We start from the raw sequence: 24,393 nt of genomic DNA on the forward strand, positions 1-24,393 counted from the left end.
ATGGGGAACCTTTGCTCAATTTTTCATGTGAGATTTAAAAATCTCATGAAAGTGATTCCATCTGCTAGAAAAGCACAGTTAGTAGATTATATACTTCTCGGCTGGCAATCTAGCACTTACAAATTAAAAAACTCCGATCGAGTCTGGTTTATGAAACCCTATGCTCAAATCGTAGAGGACACAGGAATTCCTAAAAGCACGCTCGAGCGATATATCAAGGAATTACATGAGGAGGGGTTTATTGAACGCCGGCAAGCTCTTTACAGCCGAACCAAAGAACAAGGTGGATTTGAAGTCAAGAAGGGAACATACATTCATATTACTGAAAAACTACTTGCTCTGATTAAATCTTCTGATCCTGTTACAGGGTCACCCCAGATTAATACAACACATATCCACAACGATCAAAACGATTCTTATCAGAAATGTAATGAAGAGAAGGGTAATCTAATTTCAGAATGTAATAATTTTGATATAAATGAGGGAATCGATCCCCTCAAAATGAGGGGATTATATATAAGTGATCTTTATTCTTCTTTTTCTATTAATAATATTATTTTTAAAAAGTTAATTTGTTCTGTGGATAAACCAACATTACAAAGATTAAGCCAGCAATTCGAAACAATTCAGAATTTACTTTACTCAGAAATCAAAGAAGAAATCCCTGATGAAGTAAAAAAACTGCTTTTGGGAACTTTTTTCAATTTAACCTTTGAACACAAGAAACAATTTTCATCCCCCAAACAACTGGCAGCCGAATACTTATTTGCCCTATTAAATATCGATTTTTATTTACCTAATGTTGCGTGTTTTAAACACCGAAATAATATTCTTTCCAAAATGATTCGGCGCAATCAATGGCGAACCCCTAAAGGTTTTTATAAGCATTTCTATTTGGGGCAGAATTTTAAAGACAAACATGAATTACTTGAACAACACTGGCAACAAGAAAAAGATGAGGAAATCAATCTTATCTATAGTATGAACCATGATGATAAAGACGATCGGTTGATTCAAATTGAATCTCAAATGTATGAAAAAAGCTGCTTAATTGATAAATTGACTCAAAGTATTTATCAACAATCTAATGAAGAAGTTATATTCAAGATTCGAGAACAGATTCAGAGCTTAAGACTTGAATTGGAATATCTATGGCATCAACAAATGCTTATTGAGCAAGAAAGTGAGCAGCAACATCTTTTGACTAATACAAAACTTTGTGCATGAGTATACTAAAAAATAGTAAATTGAATTATTTAAGATCAAATACAAGAGTTATTCACATTTTCTGTTGATAACTCTGTGGGATAACAGTGGGGTTGCAAAATGGAATATACGAAACAGATATTAGCAATGCTAAGAGAGGGCGATTTTGCACATCCTGGAGAAACTGAGGCAATCGAGCTTTCTTTGTCACCTATCGCTAAAAACAGTGAAGCACGCTTACTTGATGTCGGATGTGGATTAGGTGGAACTGCTCATTATGTACAAAAAAAAGGATGGGGTACAGTTACAGGCGTTGATATCGATAGTGATCTTATTGATCGCGCAAAGACGAGCTATCCTGATGTTCAATTTATATGCGAAGATATTTTGAACAGCACTAAGCTTGCCCACAAATCATTTCAATGTATCTATAGCTTCAGTGCCTTTTTTTGTTTTGAATCGCAAGAAATTGCTTTAAAAAAATTATCACAACTTTCAGATTCCCATGGGAGGCTCGTTTTATTTGATTATTCAAGACCCGATGCGACACCAATTCAAAGCCCCTTTCCATGGTCAAAAACAGCTTCTCGTTTTAATCCAATTTATTTACCCGAATTAAAACAGCAGCTTTCTGAAACTGGATGGAGATTTAATGAAAGTGTTGATCTAACTGAGTACTTTATTCGTTGGTATACGCTTTTATTACACTCGTTTGAACAAAAGCGCGAGCAGGTTGAGCAGCAATTTGGTCAACACGCTTGGGATATTCTGTATTCAGGATTCAAGCAATTATTGAGGGATCTCAATACAAAAAAAATAGGTGGTATTGTGGTGTATGCAAGCCTGAATCATGTTTAACCTATTTTAAGAACCGATATTTCTAACAGGAAAGAAGGGTACTTGAGAGTGTACATGCATTCGAGACTTATTATTCGATGTCTTTATCCGAGATACTTTTTCTATAGAAAAAACAAAGAACCATTTTATAATGACACCTATTTTTTTCTTCATGGTATCTTATGTTTCGACTCTTAGTTCTACTGTGCTGTATCTCTCTAAGTTATGCCCAGTCTCCAGGCTCTTTTTCACAATCTAAGAAATGCAGCCCAATTATTTCAGAAACACCCACAAACCATATATTGCCGATGCCGTTATGAAGATAAAGAAGTCAACTTAGCCAGTTGTGGTATGCAAGTTGCTGATTCAGTCAAAAGAGCACATCGCATTGAGTGGGAGCATATTATGGCTGCCGAACATTTTGGGCGGCAATTTGCATGTTGGCGTGAACCAATGTGTGAGGACAAACAGGGCAAACCCTATAAAGGGCGACGATGTTGTGAAAAAATCGATGAACAATTTCGCCATGTGGAAGCCGAACTTTATAACTTATGGCCAGAAGTTGGGGTGGTGAATCAGGCCCGTTCGAACTATCGGTTTAGCGTGTTGCCAGAACAACCCGATTATCTGGGATGTACGATGAAAATTGATAAAAAATTGCGGCGTGCTGAGCCGCCTGATTCTGCCAAAGGAGTTGTGGCACGCGCTTATTTATGGCCGAACATTATGGATTATCATTAAGCTCATCGCAAAGACAATTGTTTATGGTCTGGAATAAAACATTTCCTCCAAGCTCCTGGGAAAAACAATGGGCATTGCACGTTGCTGCAATTGAGGGATATGAAAATCCTTACATTATAAATTGGCAGGAAAATGCATCGCTTAGGATGACTTCTCGATAAGGAAAATAACTTTGGTGGTTTTTCTTGTTGGGTCATTGGCATCATCCATTTGATAAGAAGATTTTTTTGTGTAAATAATGAACAAAAATTTTCCCTCTATTAACTCAATTTATTTTGAACTGTGTTTCAATACTGAATCAAAAGCAAACGCACGAATTCTTTTTATGAGTAGTTCACGAGACTGTTCTCATTAATCGGGATTAAGGGGCTATACTGATAAGACTTCCTAAATGGACGAAATCATGTGTGGTCGATTTGCTTATGTGGCGTCAATATACAGGGATACCTACTTCAATAGGAATTGGTGCCACCAAAACCTTGGCTAAAGTGGCGAATCATTTATGTAAAAAGGTCTTGAAAATACCGGTATTCAACATCACGTCAAACCGTGAGCAATTATTAAAGCAAATTGCAGTAGGGGATATATGGGGAGTAGGGCGGCAATGGGAAAATAAATTAATCGCGCGCGGCATTCATACTGCCTATGATTTGGCAATGACCAATACACATCTTTTAAAGAAGAGTTTTAATGTCGTGTTAATGCGTACGGCCATGGAGCTTCAAGGAGTTTCCTGTAATGGTTTAGAAGAGGTTGAACCAAAAAAAAGTATCATGTCGTCAAAAAGTTTTGGGCAGATGCAAACCCGATACGCCTCTATTGCCGAATCGGTAAGTAGCCATTGTGCCCGGGCCGTTGAAAAAATGCGTAACCAGCAATTGGTAGCGCAGCGCATGTTTGTTTTTGTCCATACCAATCGGTTTCGGGAAGATTTGGCACAACACTTTCAGGTCATGGAGTTTCGTTTTGTTAATGCAACCGATGATTTGCGATTAATTACTAAAATCGCCAAACGTTGTCTGCAACGTATTTTTAAACCAGGGTATTACTATAAAAAAGCAGGGGTATGTCTTGAAGATTTAATTCCTAAAAACCCTCGTCAGCTGGACATGTTTCATCAGCCAAGTGATGAGCAATTACATCATACGGAACAACTGATGTGCGTGTTTGATCAAATCAATCAAAAGTATGGAAGAAGCACGATTCGACTCGCGGCTGAAGGATATTCAAAACCCTGGGCAATGCGTGCTGAACTTAAATCACCTGCCTATACCACGCGGTGGTCTGAGGTTCCCCAAGTTCGTTTGTATTGAAAGGTTTCTATCATGAATGAATTAAAGGACAAAAAAATTGAAATGAATCCGATAAGAAAAATCATTCATATTGATATGGATTGTTTTTATGCTGCAATTGAAATGCGTGATTTTCCTGAACTTGCAAATAAACCAATAGCAGTAGGAGGGGCGGCTGACCGAAGAGGGGTTATTGCAACATGTAATTATGCGGCACGAGCATTTGGAGTACGCTCAGCCATGTCCACAGCTCAAGCCTTAAAATTATGTCGCCACCTCGTCTTATGGCCTGTACGCATGGAGGTTTATCGAAACGAAAGTCAGTACATTAGAGCTTTATTTGAAGAATATACCGATCTTATTGAACCTTTATCCTTGGATGAAGCTTATCTTGATGTAACAGATTCTTCTAATTGCAAAGGAAGCGCTACGTGGATGGCACAAGAATTGCGCGCGCGAATTTATCAGACACGACAATTGACAGCGAGTGCCGGAATTGCCCCCGAACAAGAGTTTGGCAAAAATTCCTAGTGATGAGCATAAACCTAATGGACAAAAGGTAAGAAGCCAGAAGGAGTGGCTGCATTTATGATTGATTTACCGTTGCGATGCCTATCATTATGGCTCTGTTTACGTCTTTAGTGTGGTAAGTAAAAAGAGTCGATAAGAGCATCAATTTAATTGTTATTCGCATAAAGTGATTTTGAGTTACTTTCATGGATGATATCAGTTATTATGAAATAGGGTTAGCATACTGATTATCTCTAGAATAAATATAAATCAATATAATATCAAACTTAATAAGTTCATCTAGGAACAAGTGGCAGAAGGGAATGCGTTTTTTCATTAAGATATCAATGACAATTTTGTTAAGTGTGCTGTTTCAGGAGGCGGCGGTTCAAGCAGCACCCTTAACCTTTCGTGAAGCTTTGGATATTGCTTGTCGCAATAACCCTGAATTACAAGCAGAAATGGATAAAGCACAAGCTATGCGTGGTGCCTTTATTCAAAGTGGCTTGTATCCTAATCCTCAGCTGACCTTAACTGCGGAAAATTTTGGCGGGTCTGGAAGTTATTCAAGTTATGAGGCCGCAGAAACGACCGCATCTATAACACAACCCATTCCTTTAGGCGGTCGTCTTAAGTATCTGAAAAAAGCAACCTATGCAGATTATTTAGCATCTCTAGCTCAAATAAATGTTCAGAAAGCATCATTGTATATGGCTGTAGGAGGTGCTTATGTCGATGCATTTTATGCAGTTCAATGGCATCAGGTGACCCAAAAACTTGTTCGCTTGAATCAGGATATTGTGACTGCCATCGATAAACGAGTTAAAGCCGGGGTAGGTGCGGAGCTTGATTTGCGCTTAGCGCAAATTCGCTTGGGGGACGCACGTATTCAAGAGCAAAAAGCAGGGCGTGATGCGCTCTTCTTACGGGCAAAATTGGCACGGTTACTGGGTAATGGTTTACGTGTGGACAGACCTTTGGTTGACAAAGGCTTGCCCGATGTGGAGTTAAACTGGTCTGAGTTGTTGAAAAAAGTACCGCAAAGCCCGCAAATGCTGCAAATGCAGCTGCAATTGCAAGCTAAGCGCGCCGCCATTACTGCGGCTAAAAAATCAGTATGGCCTGATTTAAACATTCAATTGGGTGGTCGGCATTTTGAGGATGACGACAGTAATGCTGCGGTAATGTCCGTCTTTGCAGATGCACCTGTTTATAACCGCAATCAGGGGAAGATTTTGACTGCGGAAGCACAATACTCCCAAACAACCTATGAGTTTCAAGGGACGCGTCTTGAGGTACGTCAAAATGCATACAATGCCTTTTTACAGGCGCAGCAAACTAAGTTTGAGGCACAATTGGTGACAAAATCTCTGCTGCCATTAGCGCGCAAGTCAATTAAGCTCGCTCAAGATGGGTATCAAATGGGGCGGTATACGTATGTTGAATTATCTACGTCGTTAAATAATTTATACGAAGAAGAGCGCCATTACCAACAAGCCCATGCCGATTTTCATAAAACACTCATTCAATTGACTGGTCTTTTAGGGTTACATCCGACAAAGGAAAGTAAATGAAACTTATAAAAAAATGTGTCTCCTTGTTCTTCTTAATTATCTTTTTATCGACAATAATGACTTCTGTGGTATTTGCGACAGATGAGGATAATCAACAGAGTGAATCTCAAGAAGAGTTTGAAAAAGGGCCACAAGGAGGGCGTCTTTTTAAAAAAGACAATATAGCCCTTGAATTGCTCCTCTTTGAACGCGGGATGCCACCCCATTTTCGTGCCTATCTTTATCAAGAAGGAAAAAAAATTTCTCCTAATTCATCGCAACTTACTGCAGAACTAACCCGGTTTAATGGAAAGAAGGAGGTTATTACATTTAGTCCCGTTGAGAATTTTTTACAAAGCAATCAAGTGATTAAAGAGCCTCATTCATTTGATGTGTCACTTCAATTACGGGTTTCAGATAAATCCTACAACTGGCAATATAACACTTATGAGGGACGTCTTAAATTAGTTCCTGCCATACTTCAAGCCGCAAATATACAAACCGAAAAAGCAGAAAGCCAAACCATTAAAACTCAATTAAAAGTAGTGGGAAAAATTGCGCCTAATCGCGATACTATGGCCCCCATCTATGCTCGCTATGCAGGCATTATTAAACTGATGAATAAAAACTTAGGTGATGAGGTGATTAAAGGCGATTTACTAGCAACCATTGAAAGCAATGAAAGCTTACAAAATTACAACATAAATGCACCTATCACAGGAACTATAGTACAAAAATATGCAACCAATGGCGAACTAGCGCAAAATAATAAACCCATTTATGATGTGGCGAATTTAACCAACGTATGGGCTGACTTTACCTTATATCGCAAAGAAACTCCGCTAGTAAAAAAGGGAATGACTATTGATGTAATTGGTGATGAAGGAAAACCAAAAACGACAAGTTATATCTCCTACATCGCACCTCTTGGGATAGAAGACAGTCAAACCACTTTGGCACGTGCAGTCTTACCCAATGAGCAGCGCTTGTGGATTCCCGGCATGTATGTCAACGGTTATATTATTATTAAAGAAAAAACCGTGCCGGTAGCGGTGCTTCTTACGGCATTGCAACGCATGGGCGACCAAGACGTAGTATTTGTCCAACAAGGCGATTATTTTGAAGCGACACCTGTAGAACTTGGCCAACGAGACAAACAATGGGTTGAGGTTCTATCCGGGCTTGATGCAGGCCAGCATTATGTAACTAAAAACAGCTTTTATCTAAAGGCGGAGCTGGGTAAGGAAGGCGCAAGCCATGAGCACTAAGGATTAGAGATGCTGGAAAAAATAATACGTTTTTCTTTAAAACATCGTTGGTTTATTCTGTTGTTTACAGTGATTATTGCTTCGTTTGGTGTTTATAATTATCAAAAGCTTCCTATTGATGCCGTACCTGACATTACCAATGTTCAGGTGCAAATTAATACAGCAGCCTCTGGATACTCGCCTTTTGAAGTAGAGCAGCGAATCACTTTTCCTATTGAATTAGCACTCAGCGGTCTACCCAATCTCGACTACACCCGCTCGTTATCTCGGTATGGATTGTCGCAGGTGACGGTGGTTTTTAAAGACGGAACTAATATTTATTTTGCAAGACAATTGATTAATGAGCGCTTACAAGAAGTAAAGGACAAATTACCGCCTGAGGCAGAAACTACCTTAGGACCTATTTCTACAGGTCTTGGTGAAATTTTCATGTACACGGTGACAAATAAGCCCAATGTACCTAAAAGTCAACGATACAACCCCACGGGGCTTCGCACCATTCAAGATTGGATTATTAAGCCACAATTGCGCAATGTGGAGGGTGTTGCGGAAGTGAATACAATTGGAGGTTATGCAAAACAATTTCATATTACGCCCGATCCCTCCAAGTTAGTGCGTTATAATTTAAGCTTAAGTGATGTGGTTGAAGCACTCCAACGTAATAATGCCAACGTGGGTGCGGGTTACATTGAACGCAACGGAGAACAAAATCTGATTCGCGTCCCCGGACAAGTGAAAAACATTCCTGATATTGAAAATATCGTAATTGCCAGCTTCGAAGGAACTCCAATACGAATACGTGATGTGGCGGACGTTGCCTTCGGTAAAGAGTTGCGCACAGGAGCAGCTACTGAAAACGGTCAAGAAGTGGTTTTGGGCACGGTGTTCATGTTGATGGGCGAAAACAGTAGAACGGTTTCTGAGCGGGTTGCTGAGAAGATGAAAGAAATCAACAAGTCGCTTCCTGAGGGTGTTGAGGCTGTTATTGTTTACAACCGCACTTTGCTTGTTAATGCAACAATTAATACGGTTAAAAACAACTTACTTGAAGGCGCCCTGCTCGTTTGTATTATTCTTTTTTTATTTTTAGGAAATATCCGCGCTGCATTGATTACCGCTATGGTCATTCCCTTATCCATGTTACTGACCATTACGGGCATGGTGACTCATAAAATCAGTGCGAATCTTATGAGTTTGGGGGCACTGGATTTTGGTTTGATTGTAGATGGTGCGGTGATTATCGTAGAAAATTGCATCAAGCATTTAGGGGAAAAGCAACATGACGCCCAACGACTTTTAACACTGGAAGAACGTTTAAAAGTGATTTCTTATGCGACCACCGAAGTCATTCGCCCCAGTATTTTTGGGGTTTTTATTATCACCGTGGTGTATCTTCCCATTCTTACGTTAACGGGTGTGGAGGGCAAAATGTTTTTGCCTATGGCAGAAACGGTAATTATTGCCCTAATGTCCTCAATGTTATTTGCGCTTACTTTTGTACCGGCAGCGATTGCTATTTTTTTGCGAGGACGTGTTCAGGAAAAAGAAAATTGGCTAGTGCATTACCTTTCAATGGGCTATGCACGTGTTTTGCGACGTTGTTTTCATGCGCGGCGTTGGGTTATAGGGGCTGCAGCTGTATTGGTTTTGTTGAGTTTGTCCATTGCATCGCATCTGGGTGGCGAATTTATTCCAAGTCTTGATGAAGGCGATATTGCCATGCATGCCATGCGTATTCCTGGGACAAGCTTAACCCAAGCCATCGCCATGCAAGATTTGGTTGAACAGCGCGTGAAACAATTTCCAGAGGTAAAAGCGGTATTTGCCAAACTGGGTACTGCAGAGGTAGCGACCGATCCAATGCCTCCTAATGTAGCAGATACCTTTATCATGCTAAAACCACGCAAGGATTGGCCTAATCCCAAGAAAACTAAACAAGAATTGGTGCAGGAAATTGAAAATGCAGTGCGGCAAATTCCAGGGAATAATTATGAGTTTACCCAACCCATTCAAATGCGTTTTAATGAATTGATTTCCGGAGTTCGTAGTGATGTCGCGGTCAAAGTATTTGGAGATGATATGAATACTTTATTGGAAGTCGCTGAAAACATCAGTGCACAACTAAAAAAAGTACCAGGAGCTGCGGATGTCAAAATCGAGCAAGTGAGCGGATTACCTCTATGGACGGTAGTCATTAATCGCGATACTTTGGCGCGTTACGGTTTGCAAGTTGGCACTGTTCAAGATGCCATTGTCATTGCTACCGGTGGAAAGAAGGGTGGCGAGCTTTTTGAAGGAGATAAGCGTTTTGATATCGTCGTACGATTACCTGAGTCTTTTCGTACTGATCCCGATGTATTGCGTGAAGTCTTTGTACCACTTCCTCCATCTAAAGATGGTGAGCGACATTTTATTCCCCTAAGTGAAGTAGCAAACATGGTGCGAAGTGAAGGGCCCAATCAAATCAGTCGTGAAATGGGTAAACGCAGAGTGGTGGTAAGTGCCAATGTTCGAGGTAGTGATTTAAGTACTTTTGTGACTATTGCAAAACAGCGCATTGAACAGAACGTTAAAATTCCCAGTGGTTATTGGATTGACTGGGGTGGGCAGTTTGAGCAATTGCAATCTGCCTCCCAAAGATTACAGATTGTAGTTCCCGTGACGCTACTTGGCATTTTCTTATTACTATTTATGAGTTTTGGCAGGGTAAGAGATGCATTGCTGGTGTTTACAGGCATTCCTCTGGCTTTAACTGGAGGTGTTTTTGCTTTGTGGCTACGTGGTATCCCTTTATCTATTTCGGCAGGTGTTGGATTTATTGCCTTGTCAGGGGTGGCAGTACTCAATGGCCTTGTGATGATTACGTTTATCAATAAGCTTCATGAACAGCAAAAATTTTATTTAAAAGACGCGGTATTGCAAGGTTCTTTAGCACGGCTAAGACCCGTACTCATGACGGCCTTAGTTGCCTCTTTAGGGTTTGTACCTATGGCACTGGCAACAGGAACGGGCTCTGAAGTGCAACGACCGCTGGCGACGGTGGTGATCGGGGGAATTATTTCTTCTACGTTTTTAACACTATTGGTGCTTCCTGGCTTGTATTATGTGTTTCATAAACGACGCCCAAAGAATCACTTAAAGAAAAACCCTCTGGATAATCAATAAGTGAGCAATGCGATTGAGTTGATTCACTTTGACTGATAAGGGATGACAGATTTGACAATTTAAAGAGGTTGTCTATATTTATAGTTAAATACTTATTTAACTGTTGAACTCAATATGCTAACCCACGATCAACTGATTACTTTAAGCGATACATTGCATTTAATGGGCGAGCCCAATCGCTTGCGACTTCTACTCACATGTCTTAAAGAAGGGCCTAAATCCGTGTCTGAATTAGCAGAACAATTGAAGCTTTCCGTTCCCTTAGCAAGCCATCATTTAAGTTTGTTACGTTCTGCACGGTTACTGAGTGCCAATCGTGAGGGAAAACATATTTATTACAGTATTTTTGATACGCATGTACGTTGTATTTTGGACGACATGTTGCGCCATTTTGCTGAAGATGATGAGGAGAATTAACATGAACCTTTTAAAACGCTTTCTGGGTAACTACTTGAATGGGCATCATGGGCAAAATCGTAGTTCTCATCAAAATGGATACGGTAATTTCCATCATAAGCAAAAAAATCATAACAACAACTACATGTCTCAAAATGAATCACAGGGAGTTATATGTACACGGTGTCAAAGTCGCAATGAGCCAGGAGCTCGATTTTGTGGACAATGTGGTCAGGCAATCCAAAATACAGTGTGCCGTTGTGGTGCATCCATTCCTGCTGGAGCTAAATTTTGTGGCCAATGTGGGAGCTCCTTATGACAACACCATTAACAGCAACCACCTTTTTTGTGGCTGGGCTTGATTGTCCTGCAGAAGAGCAGCTCATTAGAAAACAGTTACAAGATGTTTCTGAAATTGAGCATATGGAATTTAATTTTATTGCGGAAGAGGTCACGATTCATCATCGTCTCCCTGTCATTGATGCATTGCAGCAGCGCATTGAATCATTAGGCATGAGTGTTCGCAGCCAAGGTACACGACGTTTAGCTAAAGAAGGCGAAAAAGCAGTCTCTGATTTTTCTTGGAAAATCATTCTACTAGCGGGTATTTTGGCGTTGTTTTCAGAAATTATGGCCTATTATCTGAATACGGAATTTTCAGTCTGGATTATTGCTCCTGCTTTATTGGCGATTGGCTTAAGCGGTCCTCCGACCTTTAAAAAAGGGTGGTTGGCGTTGCGTACCAAGGCAATGAATATTAACAGTTTAATGTTGATTGCCATTATTGGAGCGATATTTATTGGTGCATGGCCTGAAGCGGCGATGGTGACGGTATTGTTTGCCTTGGCTGAACGTATTGAGCGCTATTCTTTAGATAAAGCTCGTCTTGCTATTCGCAGTTTAATGCAAATCGCACCGGAAATTGCACGAGTAAAACAGGATAATGGGCAATGGCAAACGACTCCTATTGAGCAAGTGCACTTAGATGCTGTTTTTAAAGTAAAGCCTGGAGAGCGTATTCCTTTAGATGGAGTGGTTGTTTTAGGTAAAAGCACGGTTAATCAAGCGCCGATTACGGGCGAGTCCATGCCGGTGAGTAAAGAGATAGATGATACGGTTTTTGCAGGTACGCTTAATGAGTATGGGGTACTTGAGGTCAAAGTCACTAAGGCATCGGGAGATACCCTTCTTGCCAAAATTGGTAAGGCCATTGAACAGGCGCAAGCAGAGCGCGCGCCGACACAACGTTTTGTCGATGTATTTGCTCAATATTATACGCCAATTATGGTGATAATTGCAGTTCTTATCGCATTAATCCCACCTTTGGCTTTTGGTTATCCTTTTTATGACTGGATCTATAAAGCGCTCACTTTATTAGTGATTGCATGCCCTTGTGCGTTGGTTATTTCGACCCCGGTAACAGTGGTGAGCGGATTAGCCTCTGCAGCAAAGCATGGACTTTTAATTAAAGGTGGAAGTTATTTAGAAACTGGACATCAATTAAAATTAATAGCCTTAGATAAAACTGGAACCTTAACTGAAGGTAAACCAGTAGTGACTGATTTTATTGTTCATGATAAGCGTAGAACAAAAGACGAGTTGCTTCTCATTGCTGCAAGCCTTGATAGTCATTCAGAGCATCCTGTCGCACATGCTTTAGTAGCCTATTGGGAGCAAGAACAACCCCGTTCTGAATTATTAGAGATTGATGAGTTTGCGGCACTCCCTGGTCGTGGCGTGAAGGGGTTGGTGCAAGAGGAACTGTTTTATGTAGGGAATCATCAACTGGCTGAAGACAATCTCGTATGCAATCCTGAAATAGAAAAAGAGCTGAAACGATTGGAGGAAGAAGGAAAAACCACAATTATTTTAAGCAATAACACTACTGTACTTGCTTTGTTTGCGGTGGCCGATACGTTACGTCAATCCAGTCAGTGGGCTATTTCAAGGCTTCATGAGCAAGGTATAAAAACAGCGATGCTGACAGGGGATAATGCAGTAACGGCACAGGCGATAGCCAAACAGGTAGGTATTGATGAGGTGAAGGCCAATGTATTGCCTACGGATAAACTGCAAGCGATTAATCAATTGTTAGAACAATATAAAGCGGTAGGAATGGTAGGGGATGGTATTAATGATGCGCCTGCTTTAGCCAAAGCAAGCATTAGTTTTGCAATGGGAAAAGGGACAGATACCGCATTGGAAACAGCCGATGTAGCCTTGATGAATGATAATTTATCCATGCTGCCTTTGTATATTGATTTGAGTCGCAATACAGCAAGGATTCTTCGACAAAATATTACATTATCTATTGCCATAAAAGGCGTGTTTTTCGTTTTAGCCCTTGGAGGTATTGCTACTTTGTGGATGGCTGTTTTTGCGGATATGGGGGCTAGTTTAATCGTTGTAGCGAATGGATTGCGGCTTTTGAACTCTCATAAAGGGCATGCGGAAATTCAAGAGGCTTAAGAATAACGAAAAGAGGAATAACTCGATGGCTCAAGCAAGTGATATGAGGTGTCTTATGGTTGATTCTTTGCTTTTTTTAGTAGTCGATGATTCCTTGGGCGAACGAATTCTTATACGCACTCAATTGCAGAAATTGAATCATAAGGTGGATATGGCCTGTGATGCGAACGCTGGTTTGGATCTTGCTTTAATGAGACGTTATGATGTGATTTTAATTGATAAGAATTTAACACAAGGATTTAATTGTCAGGAGTTGGTTATGCACATTCAAAAGTATTCGGAGTTGAATCAAGCAACGCCTATCGTGATATTGACGAAAAATCGTCACATAGATGAAGTACAACCGGAGGCAATGCAGTGTGTGAAGCCTTTTACATCACAAGATACCTTAAAGCTGATTGAATCAGTAATCCGGCTAAAGCGCACTAAATGAAGTAGCTGCTCTTGATGTTATTGAGTTATCACAGGATATCTATTTTTGAGGAATAAAAATGAAAACAAGAACTGCAAGCGGGTTATTATTTTGGACGATGTGCATTGGCTTTTGGGGAATCGGGTTAGTGTCTTGTACTTCGACTCAATCAATCCCCAAGGAGGCTCATCCTGAAAGTCAGTATGCTGGGGGCTTTGGTGGTAATGGGGAGCATGTGCATGAATTACATAACAAGAAAGTTCAGGAACACTAAATATGGAAATGAATCTATGGACTTGGTTACTGCTAGGGTTGTTGAGTATTGTACTTGTAGGTGTTTTGGTTTTTCTCAAAAAACAGAAGAAAACCATTCACTTTTATTCTTTTTTAATCATCCTTTTAATCTTAGCAGCTATTTTTTTTCATGGAGTATGGTTTAAATTGCAATAATCTGACACTGATTATTGAGCGAAGAGTAGGGGATTTGACTCCATAGAGGAGTAAGTCCATTTGTGTAGGGTATTGTGCTTTTAGTTCCGGGGCTAGTGACTATTCGAAGCACATCAACGAATTAATGATGTCCATGTCCGTGTCCATGGGGACGATATCCACCAAATGATTTATTAACTGATGTTTCATTTTTGATGTCATCCTTAGGGTGGACACAGGAGCATAATAAAGTGACTGAAATTAAAAGACAACCTCTCCAATTTTTTAATAAGGTATGTTTTGTCATATATTTTCTTTCTGTATGGACTTATTACACATTATAGACAATGAGGCATTGAATATTAAAGAAATCGATTCGGATTTTAAATTAATTAACATACTGACTTAAGTAAAAATATAGGTCATTTTGTATTATTTTTTGGAGTGATCACCAGAAAAATTCTATTAAAGAATTATGAATGAGCGGAGATTCTAAAGTCTCGTTCTAAATAGGAGGCGGTAATGAACACTGATGCAATCCCACGACGTTTTGTGATTCCATTGGGTGCCCGATTGTTTATTGGATTTATGACACTTGGATTACCTTTATTAATATTGATTATGCTTTTAGTGCCCAAAGTAAACTATATAATCCACCTGAGTCATAAAATTCAAAATGAGAATTTGCCGCCCATTCTTGATTCCCAAATTTATCAAGCTCAAGACATTTTGGAGCATTGGGCAATGACAGGAGACCCAAAAGATAAGACTTATTTTGACAATATATGGAATGAAATTCATCAAGTTAGAGTCCAGGGTGATCAAGTAATCCAAGTGTTAGATAATCAAGAAATACAACATAAATGGAAAAAGCTTCAACAACTTTATAAATCTTTGCATCAAACTCAAGCATCAATAATAAATACTCCAAGAGATCCTAATAATCCAGATAATGTAGAAAATAGCAGGAACAAAACACGAGCCATTCAAAAATCAATGATAGATCTCATTGTTGGTCCTTATTCGGAGATAACGGGTAAAAGAGAAGGGGGGCTATTTAGAGACTTATCCAAAGAAATTGAATCCCATATAAATGAAATAGATAAGGATTTAATTTCTTTAAAAGAATCTGCTTTGTGGCTGTTGATTTTAGCAATTGTTTTAACAGTGATTGTCCCTTATATGACACAGCGAGCATTATCTATTCCACTGGATTATGCAATAAATGCTGCTGAGCGAATTGCCGCAGGAGAGCGAGACGTAGCAATCGAAATCCTATCATCAGATAAATTAGGGAAGCTGCTTTTATCCCTAAAAATCATGCAAGATGCAATAAAAAAGAATGAAGAAATGCTTCGTACTAAAGAGGAGGAAACTCGAGTGTTATTGGAAACACTGATTAATTCTTCGAAAAAATTTAGTCTACATAGCAGTAAAGTTGCTTCCGGTGATCTTCGTCATCGTCTTGAAATTGAAAACGAAGGCATATTACAAGATTTGGGTCGAGATTTAAATTCCATGACGGATAGACTTTCATCGATAACAAAAAAAATTACACAAGCCAGCAGTGATATCGTCACGATGGTTGGAACGGTACTTATTTCTGCTAATAAACAAGCAAAAGAAATTAGTTCTCAAGCATCTGCGATTAATCAAATCAGTGCTTCATTGGAAGAAATAGACCATAGTTCTAAAAATACTATGGCTAAAGCTCAGGTTTTACGAGAATTGGCTCAAAATACCTATGAACAGGGAAAGCGAGGTGCTCATTCTGTGGAACAAAGCATTCTGGGTATTAGGACCTCAGAGGAAAAGATGAAACTTATTGCGCAAACTATTCTGGATTTAAGTAACCACATGCAACAAATCAGTGAAATTACTTTAGTAGTAAATACGCTTGCCCAACAATCCAAGATGTTAGCATTGAATGCATCAATTGAAGCATCAAAAGCAGGAGAATCGGGAAAAGGTTTTGCCGCAGTGGCCACTGAAGTAAAAAACCTTGCAGAGCAATCAGAACAGTCCACGGTACAGGTGCAAAAAATTCTTGAGGACATACGGCGCAGCACGGAAAAAGCGGTCATCGTTACCGAGGAAGGAGCTAACACTCTTGATTCAGAAATTAAGCTTATTGAGAAAGCAGGCGACGTTATTCATGCACTAAGTAAAATGATTAATGAAGCATCGATTTCTAGCCAACACATCGAGGTGTCTATCAGGCAAGAAGCAGTTGGAATTGAGCAAATAGTGGAGAGCATGAATGAAATTAATCGTGCTACCGCAACTTTTTCTAGTGGCATAGAGGAAATGATGGCATTTATTCATCATTTAGATGATATTGTGAAACACCTAAAAGAGGATATTAGTCTTTATAAAGTTTAGAGGGTTTCATTTTAATTAATTCATGGCAGAGTGTGATTTTTAATGCAGTTATATATCTACAGATGCTTTTTAAAGATACACCGAATTATTGCTATTCCATTACTCAATCGATTAATAATGTTTTACTTCAATAATTAATTATTTTTAATAATCACTGGGTTTTTGTATGCATGATGATATTCATTCAATTGTTCCATGCTTTCAATTAAATTTGGAGGACATCGATAAGCCTTAGCATAAATGGCATGTATACTGATGTCGGTTGTATGACCAGGTTGAGAGTGGTATCTTTCTATTGATGTGTGATGCTTTTCAAATACAACAAGGTTTGCCCCCAATTTGGCTCCTTCATTTTTAAGAAAATTTATGTCATCGGTTTTTAGATTTTTCTCTAAGCCAAGCGTAAAATGAAGTTTTTTTCCATGTACATCACTATTAAATATTTTCCCTAAAAATTCACATGATTTGGCCATTTTAGTACTTTGATTATAGATAACCACCACTTTCTCTGCATTTGGTTCTAACGATCGAGGAACACAGCCTACAATTAATTGTAGGGCTAATATAATTAAAATAAATATTCCCTTAATCATTAAATATCTTATTAATGTATATGTTTACTGAATATTAATCATAATGCATTATCAATTGAAATAACATCATCTACGTTCTAATGATCGGCACCCAAACGGCACGCTCCCGTAGACAATTGCACACCGTGAAAGACAGCTAGTGTTTTTTGGAAAAAAGCACAAGAGCGCAGAATGGTAATGTGTTCGATTCCCGACGCTAACCATATAACTTCTTGATTTATAATTATTTACTTTATACTTATTTTCAAAGGGATTTTTCGGCTTATTCATCTCCATAATGTTATTTAATTATATTGTAATTCCTCAATTTAAACCTTTTGACTCTTATAGGTTTTGTATTATATTTAACTGCATCATGCAGCTAGTCAGATTTTTTTCTTTGTTTTTCACGATTAAGTGGCTCTACAAAACGTGTGGGGAATTTTTATGTTTCAGAGATTAAAAAAGGGGATTGTTTTTCCATGTAATGTAAATGCAATACTTCTTTTTTATTAATGGAAGCAAGAAACTCAAGGTAAAACTCCTCTTCCATATCAATATGTTCTGAATCATTTTTTTGCCTACAGAATTCAAAAAGATTTTTTTCTTCTTCATCAGGAGGGATTAAATCGAATATTGAGCTGGCAATTAATTGGTTCATTTCTTTAGCTGCTTTATAAATTTTAACTCTTCTTTTGGAATTGATTGGTCAGTCAAAGTACTTTTATGGATACTTTGTATCAATGTGATAGTTGTATGTAACTTTTAGCATTATTTGGCAGGGAAATTTGTACTTTAGATGGCATGCTTAAGCTGTACCAATTAATAGGCATTCCCTAGCAGCCAGGACTACTTCATGGGTAATATTTTTTATATCATTCAGCTTTAAAATTCTATCAATCTGCATAAATAATCTATTTATTAATCGAAAATTGCCATTGGTTATACGTATGATGGCTGTCATTGCTTCATGATCAGCAAAATCATCTGGCTTAAATGTTAAATTTAACTTTTTCCAATGATGTTCTAACATAAATATCATTTCTTCTTTTGAAAGAACCCTGTACTCATGCGCAAATCCGATTCTTGAATATAGCTGGGGATATCTTGATAATTTTTTTTCTAAACCAGGCATTCCAATAAAAATAAAGCTTACATTTAATTGATCGTATAACGCTCGCAAAATTTCTAAGGCGGTAACATTCAATCGCTCTGCCTCATCAATAATGATGAGTTTAAAGTAATCCTTATAATCCACAATACTGGCCTCTATTAAAGAATCAATATGCTTTGCAGATAAATCTGGTTGTTCGTATCTTATCCTGTTAATGTTTGCTTCTTTTACTATTTGATTGAAGATTATTTGTTCCTTTAAAAGCTGATTATTCATTTGATAAGGCGAGAATGGAGGCATCGGTGTATACAAAATAGTTTTACAATCATATAACTCTTTCGGAGCTTCACTTGTGATAAGCGTTCCAAATTGATCTTTTGGAATAGAGTCTTTTAGAGGCTTGTCACTATAATGTTCTGCCGATTTTGTTTTTCCCACACCTGGTGGCCCGTAGCAAATTCCAATGTATTTGTACTCCATGCATGCGTCGCAAAATTCTTTAAACCGGAGATATCCTTTCGTCGTAATAAATTCGTTGTCATTCATATTGGTATCTTTTAATTGTGATATTTTTTTGTTTTTCTGGCTTATTTATAGATTCTTTTGGCAGAGTACCTGGTATTTTTCCAGGACATTGTAAAATTGCATCGACTAATGATTGGCGCTTTTTTATATTGTCACGTAGTTCTTTTTTTCTTTGGCTTCTGGCTGCGATAATTTCTTTTAAGCTAGTAGTACCGCTATCTAAATCCTGTGAAATAGCACGGCATAAAAACTTACCTTGATAAAAAACATAAATTTCCGCCATATCTCTTGGATCGTAACGAATTAGCACTTCTTGTCCAATAAAGCCGGCTAACGTTGTAGAAAAATATCGTAATCCTTGGAATTTTATGCCTTCTCTGTGAACTTTTCTTGGCTTCGTAATTGTTAATAATAGTAAGTCGAGAACTTCTTGGCTTTTAGGAAGTTGCGGTAAAAATTGATTGGCTTGCCAGTGTTGAACTGGTGGAATCTTCGTTGTGCTATGGACGCTATGGTTATAGTCACTGAGGATAAATGCCTTTAGCTTGGACTCAAAAATTTCTAAAGTAAAACATTTATCTTTTTGAGTCATTATCCCATTCTGGAGATAACCAGGTAGATCTTGCAGAAATTGTTGATTAATTGTGCCAAAAAATCGTTCTACCTTACCTCTGCCCCTTGGCTTCCCAATACCTGAAAAAATTAATTGGATCTTCAATGAAGCACAAACCTCTTCTATATGTTTTGAAGTAAAATCGGAGCCATGATCAGTGTATAGTATTTCTGGGACCCCACAAATAGGCCAATTACTTTCACTCTTTTTCCATATAGCCTGTCTTAATGCTAATGCAGTTTGTTGGGCTGTTGGGGCATTAAAGCTTAGGTAATAACCAGAAATTGCTCGGCTATAATCATCAATAATAATGGTTAACCATGGTCTTTTCAGCTCTCCTTTACCATCATGCACATAAATATCAAGCAATGTATGATCAGCTTGCCAAATTTGATTTGGTCTATCAGCTTCTCTTATATAAAGAAGATCAAATTTTTGTTGATACGATTTTGTTCCATCACGTGCCAGGCAAATCAAATCGGGAGGAATATTTTTAATTATCTTTGCAACAACCCCATAGCTAGGCTTTGGAAGTTTATGATCTTGTGCATAAAGTAAAATTTGACGATGAATAGAGGCAACCGTTCTTTTTTGTTTTTGTAAAACTAATCCTTCTATAATATTCACTAAATTATCAGATAATTGCCGATATTGCCCTTTATCTCTCCACCTTTTTTGTTCTAATCCCTTTAAGCCATTATTTTTGTATTGATTAACCCAACGATGCAAACTTCTAATGGGGATTTCTTTGTCTTCAGAAATGAAGGTTAGTGTTGAAATATTATCCAAATAAGGTTGAATGATCTTAAATTTATAAATCGCATTCTTTTTAGTCATTTTGATTAAACTAGTCCATTAAATGTATAATAAAAAACGGTCGTTATTATACATATATTTTGGATATACAAAACAGTTTATATTTTTATTATTAATTGTATAATTGATACCATCATTTAAAGTTAAATGTAAACAAGTTAATTTTTGATTAAATTATGACCAAAACAATTGCCTATATTCGCGCCTCCACCGATAAGCAAGATTTGAACAATCAAAAACTGGAAATTTTTGAATTTGCCAAAAAACATAAACTTGAAGTAGATGATTTTATCCAGATGACGATTTCAAGTAGGAAAACTAGCAAAGAACGTCGTATAGATGAAATGCTTGCCGCATTAAATGGTGCGGATACTTTAATTGTTACTGAACTAAGCAGATTGGGAAGAAGTACCGCAGAAGTTATTGGTTTAGTCAATGAACTAATAAAAAAACAGGTACGGGTAATTGCCATAAAACAAAACCTTGATATTAAACAGCATGATATGACATCAAAAGTCATGATTACCTTATTTTCTCTTTTTGCTGAGCTTGAGCGTGATCTTATTAGCCTTAGAACTAAAGAAGCGCTTGCCAATAAAAAGTCACAAGGAATTCAGTTGGGTAAGCCAAAAGGCACGATTCAGAAAAGTAAGTTCGATAAAGATGCGGATAAAATTAAGGAACTTTTAGCATTAGGTTTGTCTGTTAGGAAAATCTCAGTTTTTTTAGGATATAGCAATCATATAGGCCTCAATGCCTATGTTAAAAAGAGGAAACTACGAGCGGCTATTCCGTAACATGATTGTATTTAACTGCATTTACCAATTGCAAGAATTACATTACGAATTTTAGAAATAATTTTTTTTGAAATTAAAATTAATAAGGTATTTATATAAATACCGAGTGTACAAGAGGATACTACATGGGTTGCGAATGCCATCAAGCTGCTGTCATAGCAGATAGAAAAGTGCTAAAAATAGCATTAACATTAAATTTTGCCATGTTTGTTGTAGGATTAATTGCGGGAATTATAGCAGAATCTACAGGGCTTATTGCAGATTCTTTCGACATGCTTGCTGATGCATCCGCATATGCTTTGGGTCTCTTAGCAGTAGGTCGAGCTATGCGTTTTAAAACCACAACTGCAGCGCTTAGTGGAGGTTTGCTATTAATTTTAGGAGTCGGAGTATTAGTTGATGTTGGGCGGAGAACTTTATTAGGTAGCTCTCCTATGAGTACTATTATAATAAGTATTGCTTGTATATCCCTGGTCGTAAATGGTGTTGTTTTGTATCTACTTCGCCGATTTAGGAATGGAGAAATCCATCTTCGTGCTACGTGGATTTTTACCAGAGCTGATGTTATTGCAAATCTAGGAGTTATCTTGTCAGGAGGATTAATAGCAATAACAAATTCTCGCTATCCTGATTTGATTATTGGAACTGCTATTGCTCTGTATGTCATAAAGGAAGCATTTGAAATTTTAGGCGAAACTCATAAAACACATCTTGAATCCAAGCAAAATTAATGGTTGGGAGCACGTCTATAGTGCCAATTAAAAGTCTAATTTTCCTGCCAAATAAAAGGAAAAGTTACAAGGAAACCCATGGATTTATTGGATCGTCAAAATACGAAAAATCAAAAGTTTGTGATAGATAAGATTTTTCATCCTTTGGATGTGCATTTTGACACAAATTCATTATCTGCCTGGCTGTCCTATTATTACTCAGTCCATGTGAAAGGCGCTCCTGAAAAAACAGAGCAAGCAAAAAAGAAAGACTTATCTAAATTCATGCAATTTTTTCAAATGGAAGTAGGGCACGACGTAGTTGACAGTTGGACTCCTGCAGTCAGTAAGCATTTCCAAAAGAACTTATTAAAGACAATTTCTGAGAAAACCGGAAAACCTTTTAAAGCAACATCAATTAATCGTACCATGGCAACCATTCGTCATGTTGGTCGGTGGCTCCATCAGCAGCGCCCATTATTGGCAGGTGATCCTCTAGCTCAGGTTAAGGATTTACAAACCGATGCTCCCGATTGGAATGGATTATCTTCCAGACAATTAATGCGTTTAAAATCAGCGTGTGAACAGCGCATCAAAAGTTGTACTCGAAAAAATCAAAATCCTTTGATGGAAACCGCCCTTTTTTATGTATTATTGGGTACAGGGCTTCGTGAATCGGAAGTGGCTTCGTTAAATGTAGGTCAATATCGACAGAAGAGTTTATGCGAGGTACTACGCCATAAGTCTAAACGTATTAGCCAAAAAATTCCTTTGCCACAAGAGAGTAGGGGATATTTAGATCAATATTTAAATACTAGAAATTCTAACGAGGACGAGCCTCTTTTTGTAACACGTTATGGTACTCGCTTGCAAACCCTTGATGTTTACAGAATTTGCCAAAGAATTTTAAAACAAGCATCGGCATTTTTGCCTGAGCAAGAGAAGTTTGAATTTACGCCGCATAAACTAAGGCATACTTTTTTAAAGAAAGTGACCGATAAATATGGAGTGCACTTTGCTCAAGAACTTAGTGGTAATGTGTCTATTAAAGAAATATTTAGATATGCCAAGCCTAGCCAGGACGAGATACAAGAAACTATTGAGAATCTTTTTGCTTAACGGTGGTGAAAATGGATGAAAAAAGTTATTGGGTTTACATGTTGCTCTGTGACAATAATACCTATTATACAGGATATACAGATAATATTGAAAAACGGTATCAGTCGCATTTGAATGGAACTGGTGGTTGTAAATATACACGAAGCTTTAAACCCATAAAGTTAGCTCAAGCCTGGGAAATTAAAGAAGGAAAGGGCAGGGCGATGCAATTGGAGCGGTTAATTAAAAAATTAACCCGATTGGAAAAGGATAATTTGGTAAATGAACCTAATTTACTGATGAATAAATATAACTGAGGCCATCATGGATTTTAAAATTATTCCTATCCAAGTAGAGCACATTGAAGCTTTTTGGTCTGCGGTAGACAGTGTGGCTTATATTTATTTTCTTATTATGTACTCAACAGAGACTAAGTTCATTATAATTGAGTTACCTAATTATGCTTAATTATCTGATCTATTTTAAAGGCTTTTACAATGACTCTGGATTTAATTCTTACTAAAGATGAACTGCAGAAAAAGATTTATGAAATACGTGGTATCCACGTTATGCTTGATAAGGATTTAGCAGATTTATATGGAGTTAAGCCGATTCGCCTTAGAGAACAAGTCAAGCGTAATATTAAACGTTTCCCAGAAGATTTCATGTTTCAATTAACTCCCGATGAGGTGGAAATCTTGCTATCGCAAAATGCGATACCTTCAAAAAAGAGTCTTGGAGGGTTTCTGCCTTATGTATTTACAGAGCAAGGTGTGGCTGGAATATCAGGTGTATTAACAAGTGAGAGGGCGATAGCAGTTAATATTACTATTATGCGAACTTTTGTGGAAATGCGTCGATTTCTCTCACTTAATGGGGAGATCATTAATAGACTTAGCATCTTGGAAAAACGTCAAATTGTACACGAGATAAAGGCCACAGAGCAGTTTGAAAAAATTTTCAATGCATTAGAGGACAGAAGGGATCATAATGAACAGGGAGTATTTTATGATGGCCAAATATTTGATGCATACCTTTTTGTTTCAAAATTAATTAGAGCAGCAAAATCATCAATAATTCTTCTAGATAATTACATCGATGAATCAGTGTTAGAACAATTGGCAAAGTCAAAACCTAATGTGCAGATTTGTATATTGACTAAGAATATTAGTAATAATTTAAAACTAGACATTAAAAAATATAATGAGCAATATAAAAAAATGGAATTTGTTCAGTTTAGTTTATCTCATGATCGATTTTTAATTATTGATGATCACGATATTTATCACATTGGTGCTTCATTAAAAGATTTAGGGAAGAAGTGGTTTGCTTTCTCGAAACTAGAGTGTGAAAGTTTTGGTCTAATGGAACAAATAAAAAATGCAATAAAAACGAGCTTGAGTCACAATTTATGACTCAACCGATCTTTTCATCCAATTAGCCTATCGGTTACCCCCTAAGTTATCTAATGGCGTATACATCAGATAA

24 protein-coding genes and 2 pseudogenes are annotated in these 24,393 nt (G+C 37.8%); 21 read left to right on the plus strand and 5 right to left on the minus strand.

Annotated features, from left to right (window positions below):
* The 15 genes and pseudogenes from DY223_RS16915 to DY223_RS19285 form a co-directional block, all read left to right on the plus strand.
* Positions 1–1,227: helix-turn-helix domain-containing protein (locus DY223_RS16915; protein ID WP_058460975.1), on the plus strand; the 1,227-nt coding region annotated here is incomplete at its 5' end.
* 99 nt (positions 1,228–1,326) lie between these two features.
* Entirely contained in the window at positions 1,327–2,064 is a 738-nt protein-coding gene (locus DY223_RS16920; RefSeq protein WP_115684368.1) for a class I SAM-dependent methyltransferase, read from the plus strand.
* 204 nt (positions 2,065–2,268) lie between these two features.
* Positions 2,269–2,784 carry an endonuclease gene (locus DY223_RS16925; protein WP_235810542.1) on the plus strand — a complete coding sequence of 172 codons (516 nt, stop codon included), beginning with the start codon at positions 2,269–2,271 and terminating at the stop codon, positions 2,782–2,784.
* Positions 2,785–2,807: 23 nt separating this feature from the next.
* On the plus strand, positions 2,808–2,945 hold the full coding sequence (locus DY223_RS19570; RefSeq protein WP_259293216.1) for a hypothetical protein: 138 nt from the start codon (positions 2,808–2,810) through the stop codon (positions 2,943–2,945).
* Between the two features lie 270 nt (positions 2,946–3,215).
* Positions 3,216–4,097 (plus strand): annotated as a pseudogene (locus tag DY223_RS16930) (DUF4113 domain-containing protein); the annotation flags it as partial.
* A gap of 42 nt (positions 4,098–4,139) precedes the next feature.
* A pseudogene (gene dinB / locus DY223_RS16935) lies at positions 4,140–4,691 on the plus strand (DNA polymerase IV); the annotation flags it as partial.
* A gap of 242 nt (positions 4,692–4,933) precedes the next feature.
* Positions 4,934–6,160, plus strand: a complete 1,227-nt coding sequence (locus tag DY223_RS16940) for a TolC family protein (protein WP_420812531.1) — start codon at positions 4,934–4,936, stop codon at positions 6,158–6,160.
* 56 nt (positions 6,161–6,216) lie between these two features.
* Positions 6,217–7,407, plus strand: a complete 1,191-nt coding sequence (locus tag DY223_RS16945) for an efflux RND transporter periplasmic adaptor subunit (RefSeq protein ID WP_231294692.1) — start codon at positions 6,217–6,219, stop codon at positions 7,405–7,407.
* A 9-nt stretch (positions 7,408–7,416) separates the two neighbouring features.
* Positions 7,417–10,572, plus strand: a complete 3,156-nt coding sequence (locus DY223_RS16950) for a CusA/CzcA family heavy metal efflux RND transporter (protein WP_058461040.1) — start codon at positions 7,417–7,419, stop codon at positions 10,570–10,572.
* 114 nt (positions 10,573–10,686) lie between these two features.
* Positions 10,687–10,989 (plus strand): ArsR/SmtB family transcription factor, encoded by a 303-nt coding sequence (locus tag DY223_RS16955; RefSeq protein WP_058461042.1) that lies wholly within the window; start codon positions 10,687–10,689, stop codon positions 10,987–10,989.
* A gap of 1 nt (position 10,990) precedes the next feature.
* On the plus strand, positions 10,991–11,287 hold the full coding sequence (locus tag DY223_RS16960) for a zinc ribbon domain-containing protein (protein WP_058461043.1): 297 nt from the start codon (positions 10,991–10,993) through the stop codon (positions 11,285–11,287).
* The gene (locus tag DY223_RS16965) at positions 11,284–13,437 is read left to right on the plus strand and encodes a heavy metal translocating P-type ATPase (RefSeq protein WP_115684370.1); all 2,154 of its coding nucleotides are present in this window, start codon (positions 11,284–11,286) and stop codon (positions 13,435–13,437) included. Before DY223_RS16960 ends, DY223_RS16965 begins: the two co-directional genes overlap by 4 nt.
* A gap of 25 nt (positions 13,438–13,462) precedes the next feature.
* Positions 13,463–13,870, plus strand: coding sequence for a response regulator (locus DY223_RS16970; protein ID WP_235810605.1), 408 nt, complete (start codon positions 13,463–13,465; stop codon positions 13,868–13,870).
* A 58-nt stretch (positions 13,871–13,928) separates the two neighbouring features.
* Entirely contained in the window at positions 13,929–14,123 is a 195-nt protein-coding gene (locus DY223_RS16975) for a hypothetical protein (RefSeq protein ID WP_058461044.1), read from the plus strand.
* A 2-nt stretch (positions 14,124–14,125) separates the two neighbouring features.
* Positions 14,126–14,299: a hypothetical protein gene (locus DY223_RS19285; RefSeq protein WP_165483289.1), complete on the plus strand. Its 174-nt coding sequence runs from the start codon at positions 14,126–14,128 to the stop codon at positions 14,297–14,299.
* 121 nt (positions 14,300–14,420) lie between these two features.
* On the opposite strand, the gene DY223_RS19160 is transcribed toward DY223_RS19285, so the two are convergent.
* Entirely contained in the window at positions 14,421–14,585 is a 165-nt protein-coding gene (locus tag DY223_RS19160; protein WP_154669256.1) for a hypothetical protein, read from the minus strand.
* A gap of 215 nt (positions 14,586–14,800) precedes the next feature.
* Between DY223_RS19160 and DY223_RS16980 the strand changes: the two genes are divergently transcribed.
* On the plus strand, positions 14,801–16,660 hold the full coding sequence (locus DY223_RS16980; protein ID WP_115684371.1) for a methyl-accepting chemotaxis protein: 1,860 nt from the start codon (positions 14,801–14,803) through the stop codon (positions 16,658–16,660).
* 134 nt (positions 16,661–16,794) lie between these two features.
* On the opposite strand, the gene DY223_RS16985 is transcribed toward DY223_RS16980, so the two are convergent.
* From DY223_RS16985 to DY223_RS17000, 4 genes are all read right to left on the minus strand, one after another.
* Positions 16,795–17,253 carry a DUF4156 domain-containing protein gene (locus DY223_RS16985; RefSeq protein WP_058460628.1) on the minus strand — a complete coding sequence of 153 codons (459 nt, stop codon included), beginning with the start codon at positions 17,251–17,253 and terminating at the stop codon, positions 16,795–16,797.
* Positions 17,254–17,677: 424 nt separating this feature from the next.
* Positions 17,678–17,893, minus strand: a complete 216-nt coding sequence (locus tag DY223_RS16990; RefSeq protein WP_058460627.1) for a hypothetical protein — start codon at positions 17,891–17,893, stop codon at positions 17,678–17,680.
* 147 nt (positions 17,894–18,040) lie between these two features.
* A complete protein-coding gene (locus tag DY223_RS16995) occupies positions 18,041–18,892 on the minus strand; it encodes an AAA family ATPase (RefSeq protein ID WP_058460626.1) in 852 nt (283 codons plus the stop codon).
* The gene (locus DY223_RS17000) at positions 18,885–20,321 is read right to left on the minus strand and encodes a Mu transposase C-terminal domain-containing protein (RefSeq protein WP_058460625.1); all 1,437 of its coding nucleotides are present in this window, start codon (positions 20,319–20,321) and stop codon (positions 18,885–18,887) included. Before DY223_RS17000 ends, DY223_RS16995 begins: the two co-directional genes overlap by 8 nt.
* Positions 20,322–20,476: 155 nt before the next feature.
* Here DY223_RS17000 and DY223_RS17005 point away from each other — a divergent pair, with 155 nt between their 5' ends.
* The 5 genes from DY223_RS17005 to DY223_RS17030 all read left to right on the plus strand — a co-directional run bounded on the left by DY223_RS17005 (position 20,477) and on the right by DY223_RS17030 (position 24,320).
* Positions 20,477–21,097 carry a recombinase family protein gene (locus tag DY223_RS17005; RefSeq protein WP_058460624.1) on the plus strand — a complete coding sequence of 207 codons (621 nt, stop codon included), beginning with the start codon at positions 20,477–20,479 and terminating at the stop codon, positions 21,095–21,097.
* Positions 21,098–21,222: 125 nt separating this feature from the next.
* The gene (locus tag DY223_RS17010) at positions 21,223–21,828 is read left to right on the plus strand and encodes a cation efflux transmembrane domain-containing protein (RefSeq protein ID WP_058460623.1); all 606 of its coding nucleotides are present in this window, start codon (positions 21,223–21,225) and stop codon (positions 21,826–21,828) included.
* A gap of 78 nt (positions 21,829–21,906) precedes the next feature.
* Positions 21,907–22,926 carry a tyrosine-type recombinase/integrase gene (locus tag DY223_RS17020; RefSeq protein WP_058460622.1) on the plus strand — a complete coding sequence of 340 codons (1,020 nt, stop codon included), beginning with the start codon at positions 21,907–21,909 and terminating at the stop codon, positions 22,924–22,926.
* Positions 22,927–22,937: 11 nt separating this feature from the next.
* Positions 22,938–23,222 (plus strand): GIY-YIG nuclease family protein, encoded by a 285-nt coding sequence (locus DY223_RS17025; RefSeq protein WP_058460621.1) that lies wholly within the window; start codon positions 22,938–22,940, stop codon positions 23,220–23,222.
* Positions 23,223–23,402: 180 nt separating this feature from the next.
* On the plus strand, positions 23,403–24,320 hold the full coding sequence (locus tag DY223_RS17030) for an ORF6N domain-containing protein (RefSeq protein WP_058460620.1): 918 nt from the start codon (positions 23,403–23,405) through the stop codon (positions 24,318–24,320).
* Positions 24,321–24,393: the final 73 nt, after the last annotated feature.

The organism is Legionella bozemanae (genome assembly GCF_900450575.1).
Classification (GTDB): Bacteria; Pseudomonadota; Gammaproteobacteria; order Legionellales; family Legionellaceae; genus Legionella; species Legionella bozemanae.

Coding starts and splice junctions, on each gene's coding strand:
- DY223_RS16945 (WP_231294692.1), top strand. CDS start 6,217: ATGACTTCTGTGGTATTTGCGACAGATGAGGATAATCAACAGAGTGAA.
- DY223_RS17005 (WP_058460624.1), top strand. CDS start 20,477: ATGACCAAAACAATTGCCTATATTCGCGCCTCCACCGATAAGCAAGAT.
- DY223_RS16975 (WP_058461044.1), top strand. CDS start 13,929: ATGAAAACAAGAACTGCAAGCGGGTTATTATTTTGGACGATGTGCATT.
- DY223_RS16990 (WP_058460627.1), bottom strand. CDS start 17,893: ATGAACCAATTAATTGCCAGCTCAATATTCGATTTAATCCCTCCTGAT.
- DY223_RS17020 (WP_058460622.1), top strand. CDS start 21,907: ATGGATTTATTGGATCGTCAAAATACGAAAAATCAAAAGTTTGTGATA.
- DY223_RS16970 (WP_235810605.1), top strand. CDS start 13,463: ATGGCTCAAGCAAGTGATATGAGGTGTCTTATGGTTGATTCTTTGCTT.
- DY223_RS19285 (WP_165483289.1), top strand. CDS start 14,126: ATGGAAATGAATCTATGGACTTGGTTACTGCTAGGGTTGTTGAGTATT.
- DY223_RS19160 (WP_154669256.1), bottom strand. CDS start 14,585: ATGACAAAACATACCTTATTAAAAAATTGGAGAGGTTGTCTTTTAATT.
- DY223_RS16920 (WP_115684368.1), top strand. CDS start 1,327: ATGGAATATACGAAACAGATATTAGCAATGCTAAGAGAGGGCGATTTT.
- DY223_RS16980 (WP_115684371.1), top strand. CDS start 14,801: ATGAACACTGATGCAATCCCACGACGTTTTGTGATTCCATTGGGTGCC.
- DY223_RS17025 (WP_058460621.1), top strand. CDS start 22,938: ATGGATGAAAAAAGTTATTGGGTTTACATGTTGCTCTGTGACAATAAT.
- DY223_RS16940 (WP_420812531.1), top strand. CDS start 4,934: ATGACAATTTTGTTAAGTGTGCTGTTTCAGGAGGCGGCGGTTCAAGCA.
- DY223_RS17000 (WP_058460625.1), bottom strand. CDS start 20,321: ATGACTAAAAAGAATGCGATTTATAAATTTAAGATCATTCAACCTTAT.
- DY223_RS16955 (WP_058461042.1), top strand. CDS start 10,687: ATGCTAACCCACGATCAACTGATTACTTTAAGCGATACATTGCATTTA.
- DY223_RS16960 (WP_058461043.1), top strand. CDS start 10,991: ATGAACCTTTTAAAACGCTTTCTGGGTAACTACTTGAATGGGCATCAT.
- DY223_RS16995 (WP_058460626.1), bottom strand. CDS start 18,892: ATGAATGACAACGAATTTATTACGACGAAAGGATATCTCCGGTTTAAA.
- DY223_RS17010 (WP_058460623.1), top strand. CDS start 21,223: ATGGGTTGCGAATGCCATCAAGCTGCTGTCATAGCAGATAGAAAAGTG.
- DY223_RS17030 (WP_058460620.1), top strand. CDS start 23,403: ATGACTCTGGATTTAATTCTTACTAAAGATGAACTGCAGAAAAAGATT.
- DY223_RS16925 (WP_235810542.1), top strand. CDS start 2,269: ATGCCCAGTCTCCAGGCTCTTTTTCACAATCTAAGAAATGCAGCCCAA.
- DY223_RS16965 (WP_115684370.1), top strand. CDS start 11,284: ATGACAACACCATTAACAGCAACCACCTTTTTTGTGGCTGGGCTTGAT.
- DY223_RS16985 (WP_058460628.1), bottom strand. CDS start 17,253: ATGATTAAGGGAATATTTATTTTAATTATATTAGCCCTACAATTAATT.
- DY223_RS19570 (WP_259293216.1), top strand. CDS start 2,808: ATGGTCTGGAATAAAACATTTCCTCCAAGCTCCTGGGAAAAACAATGG.
- DY223_RS16950 (WP_058461040.1), top strand. CDS start 7,417: ATGCTGGAAAAAATAATACGTTTTTCTTTAAAACATCGTTGGTTTATT.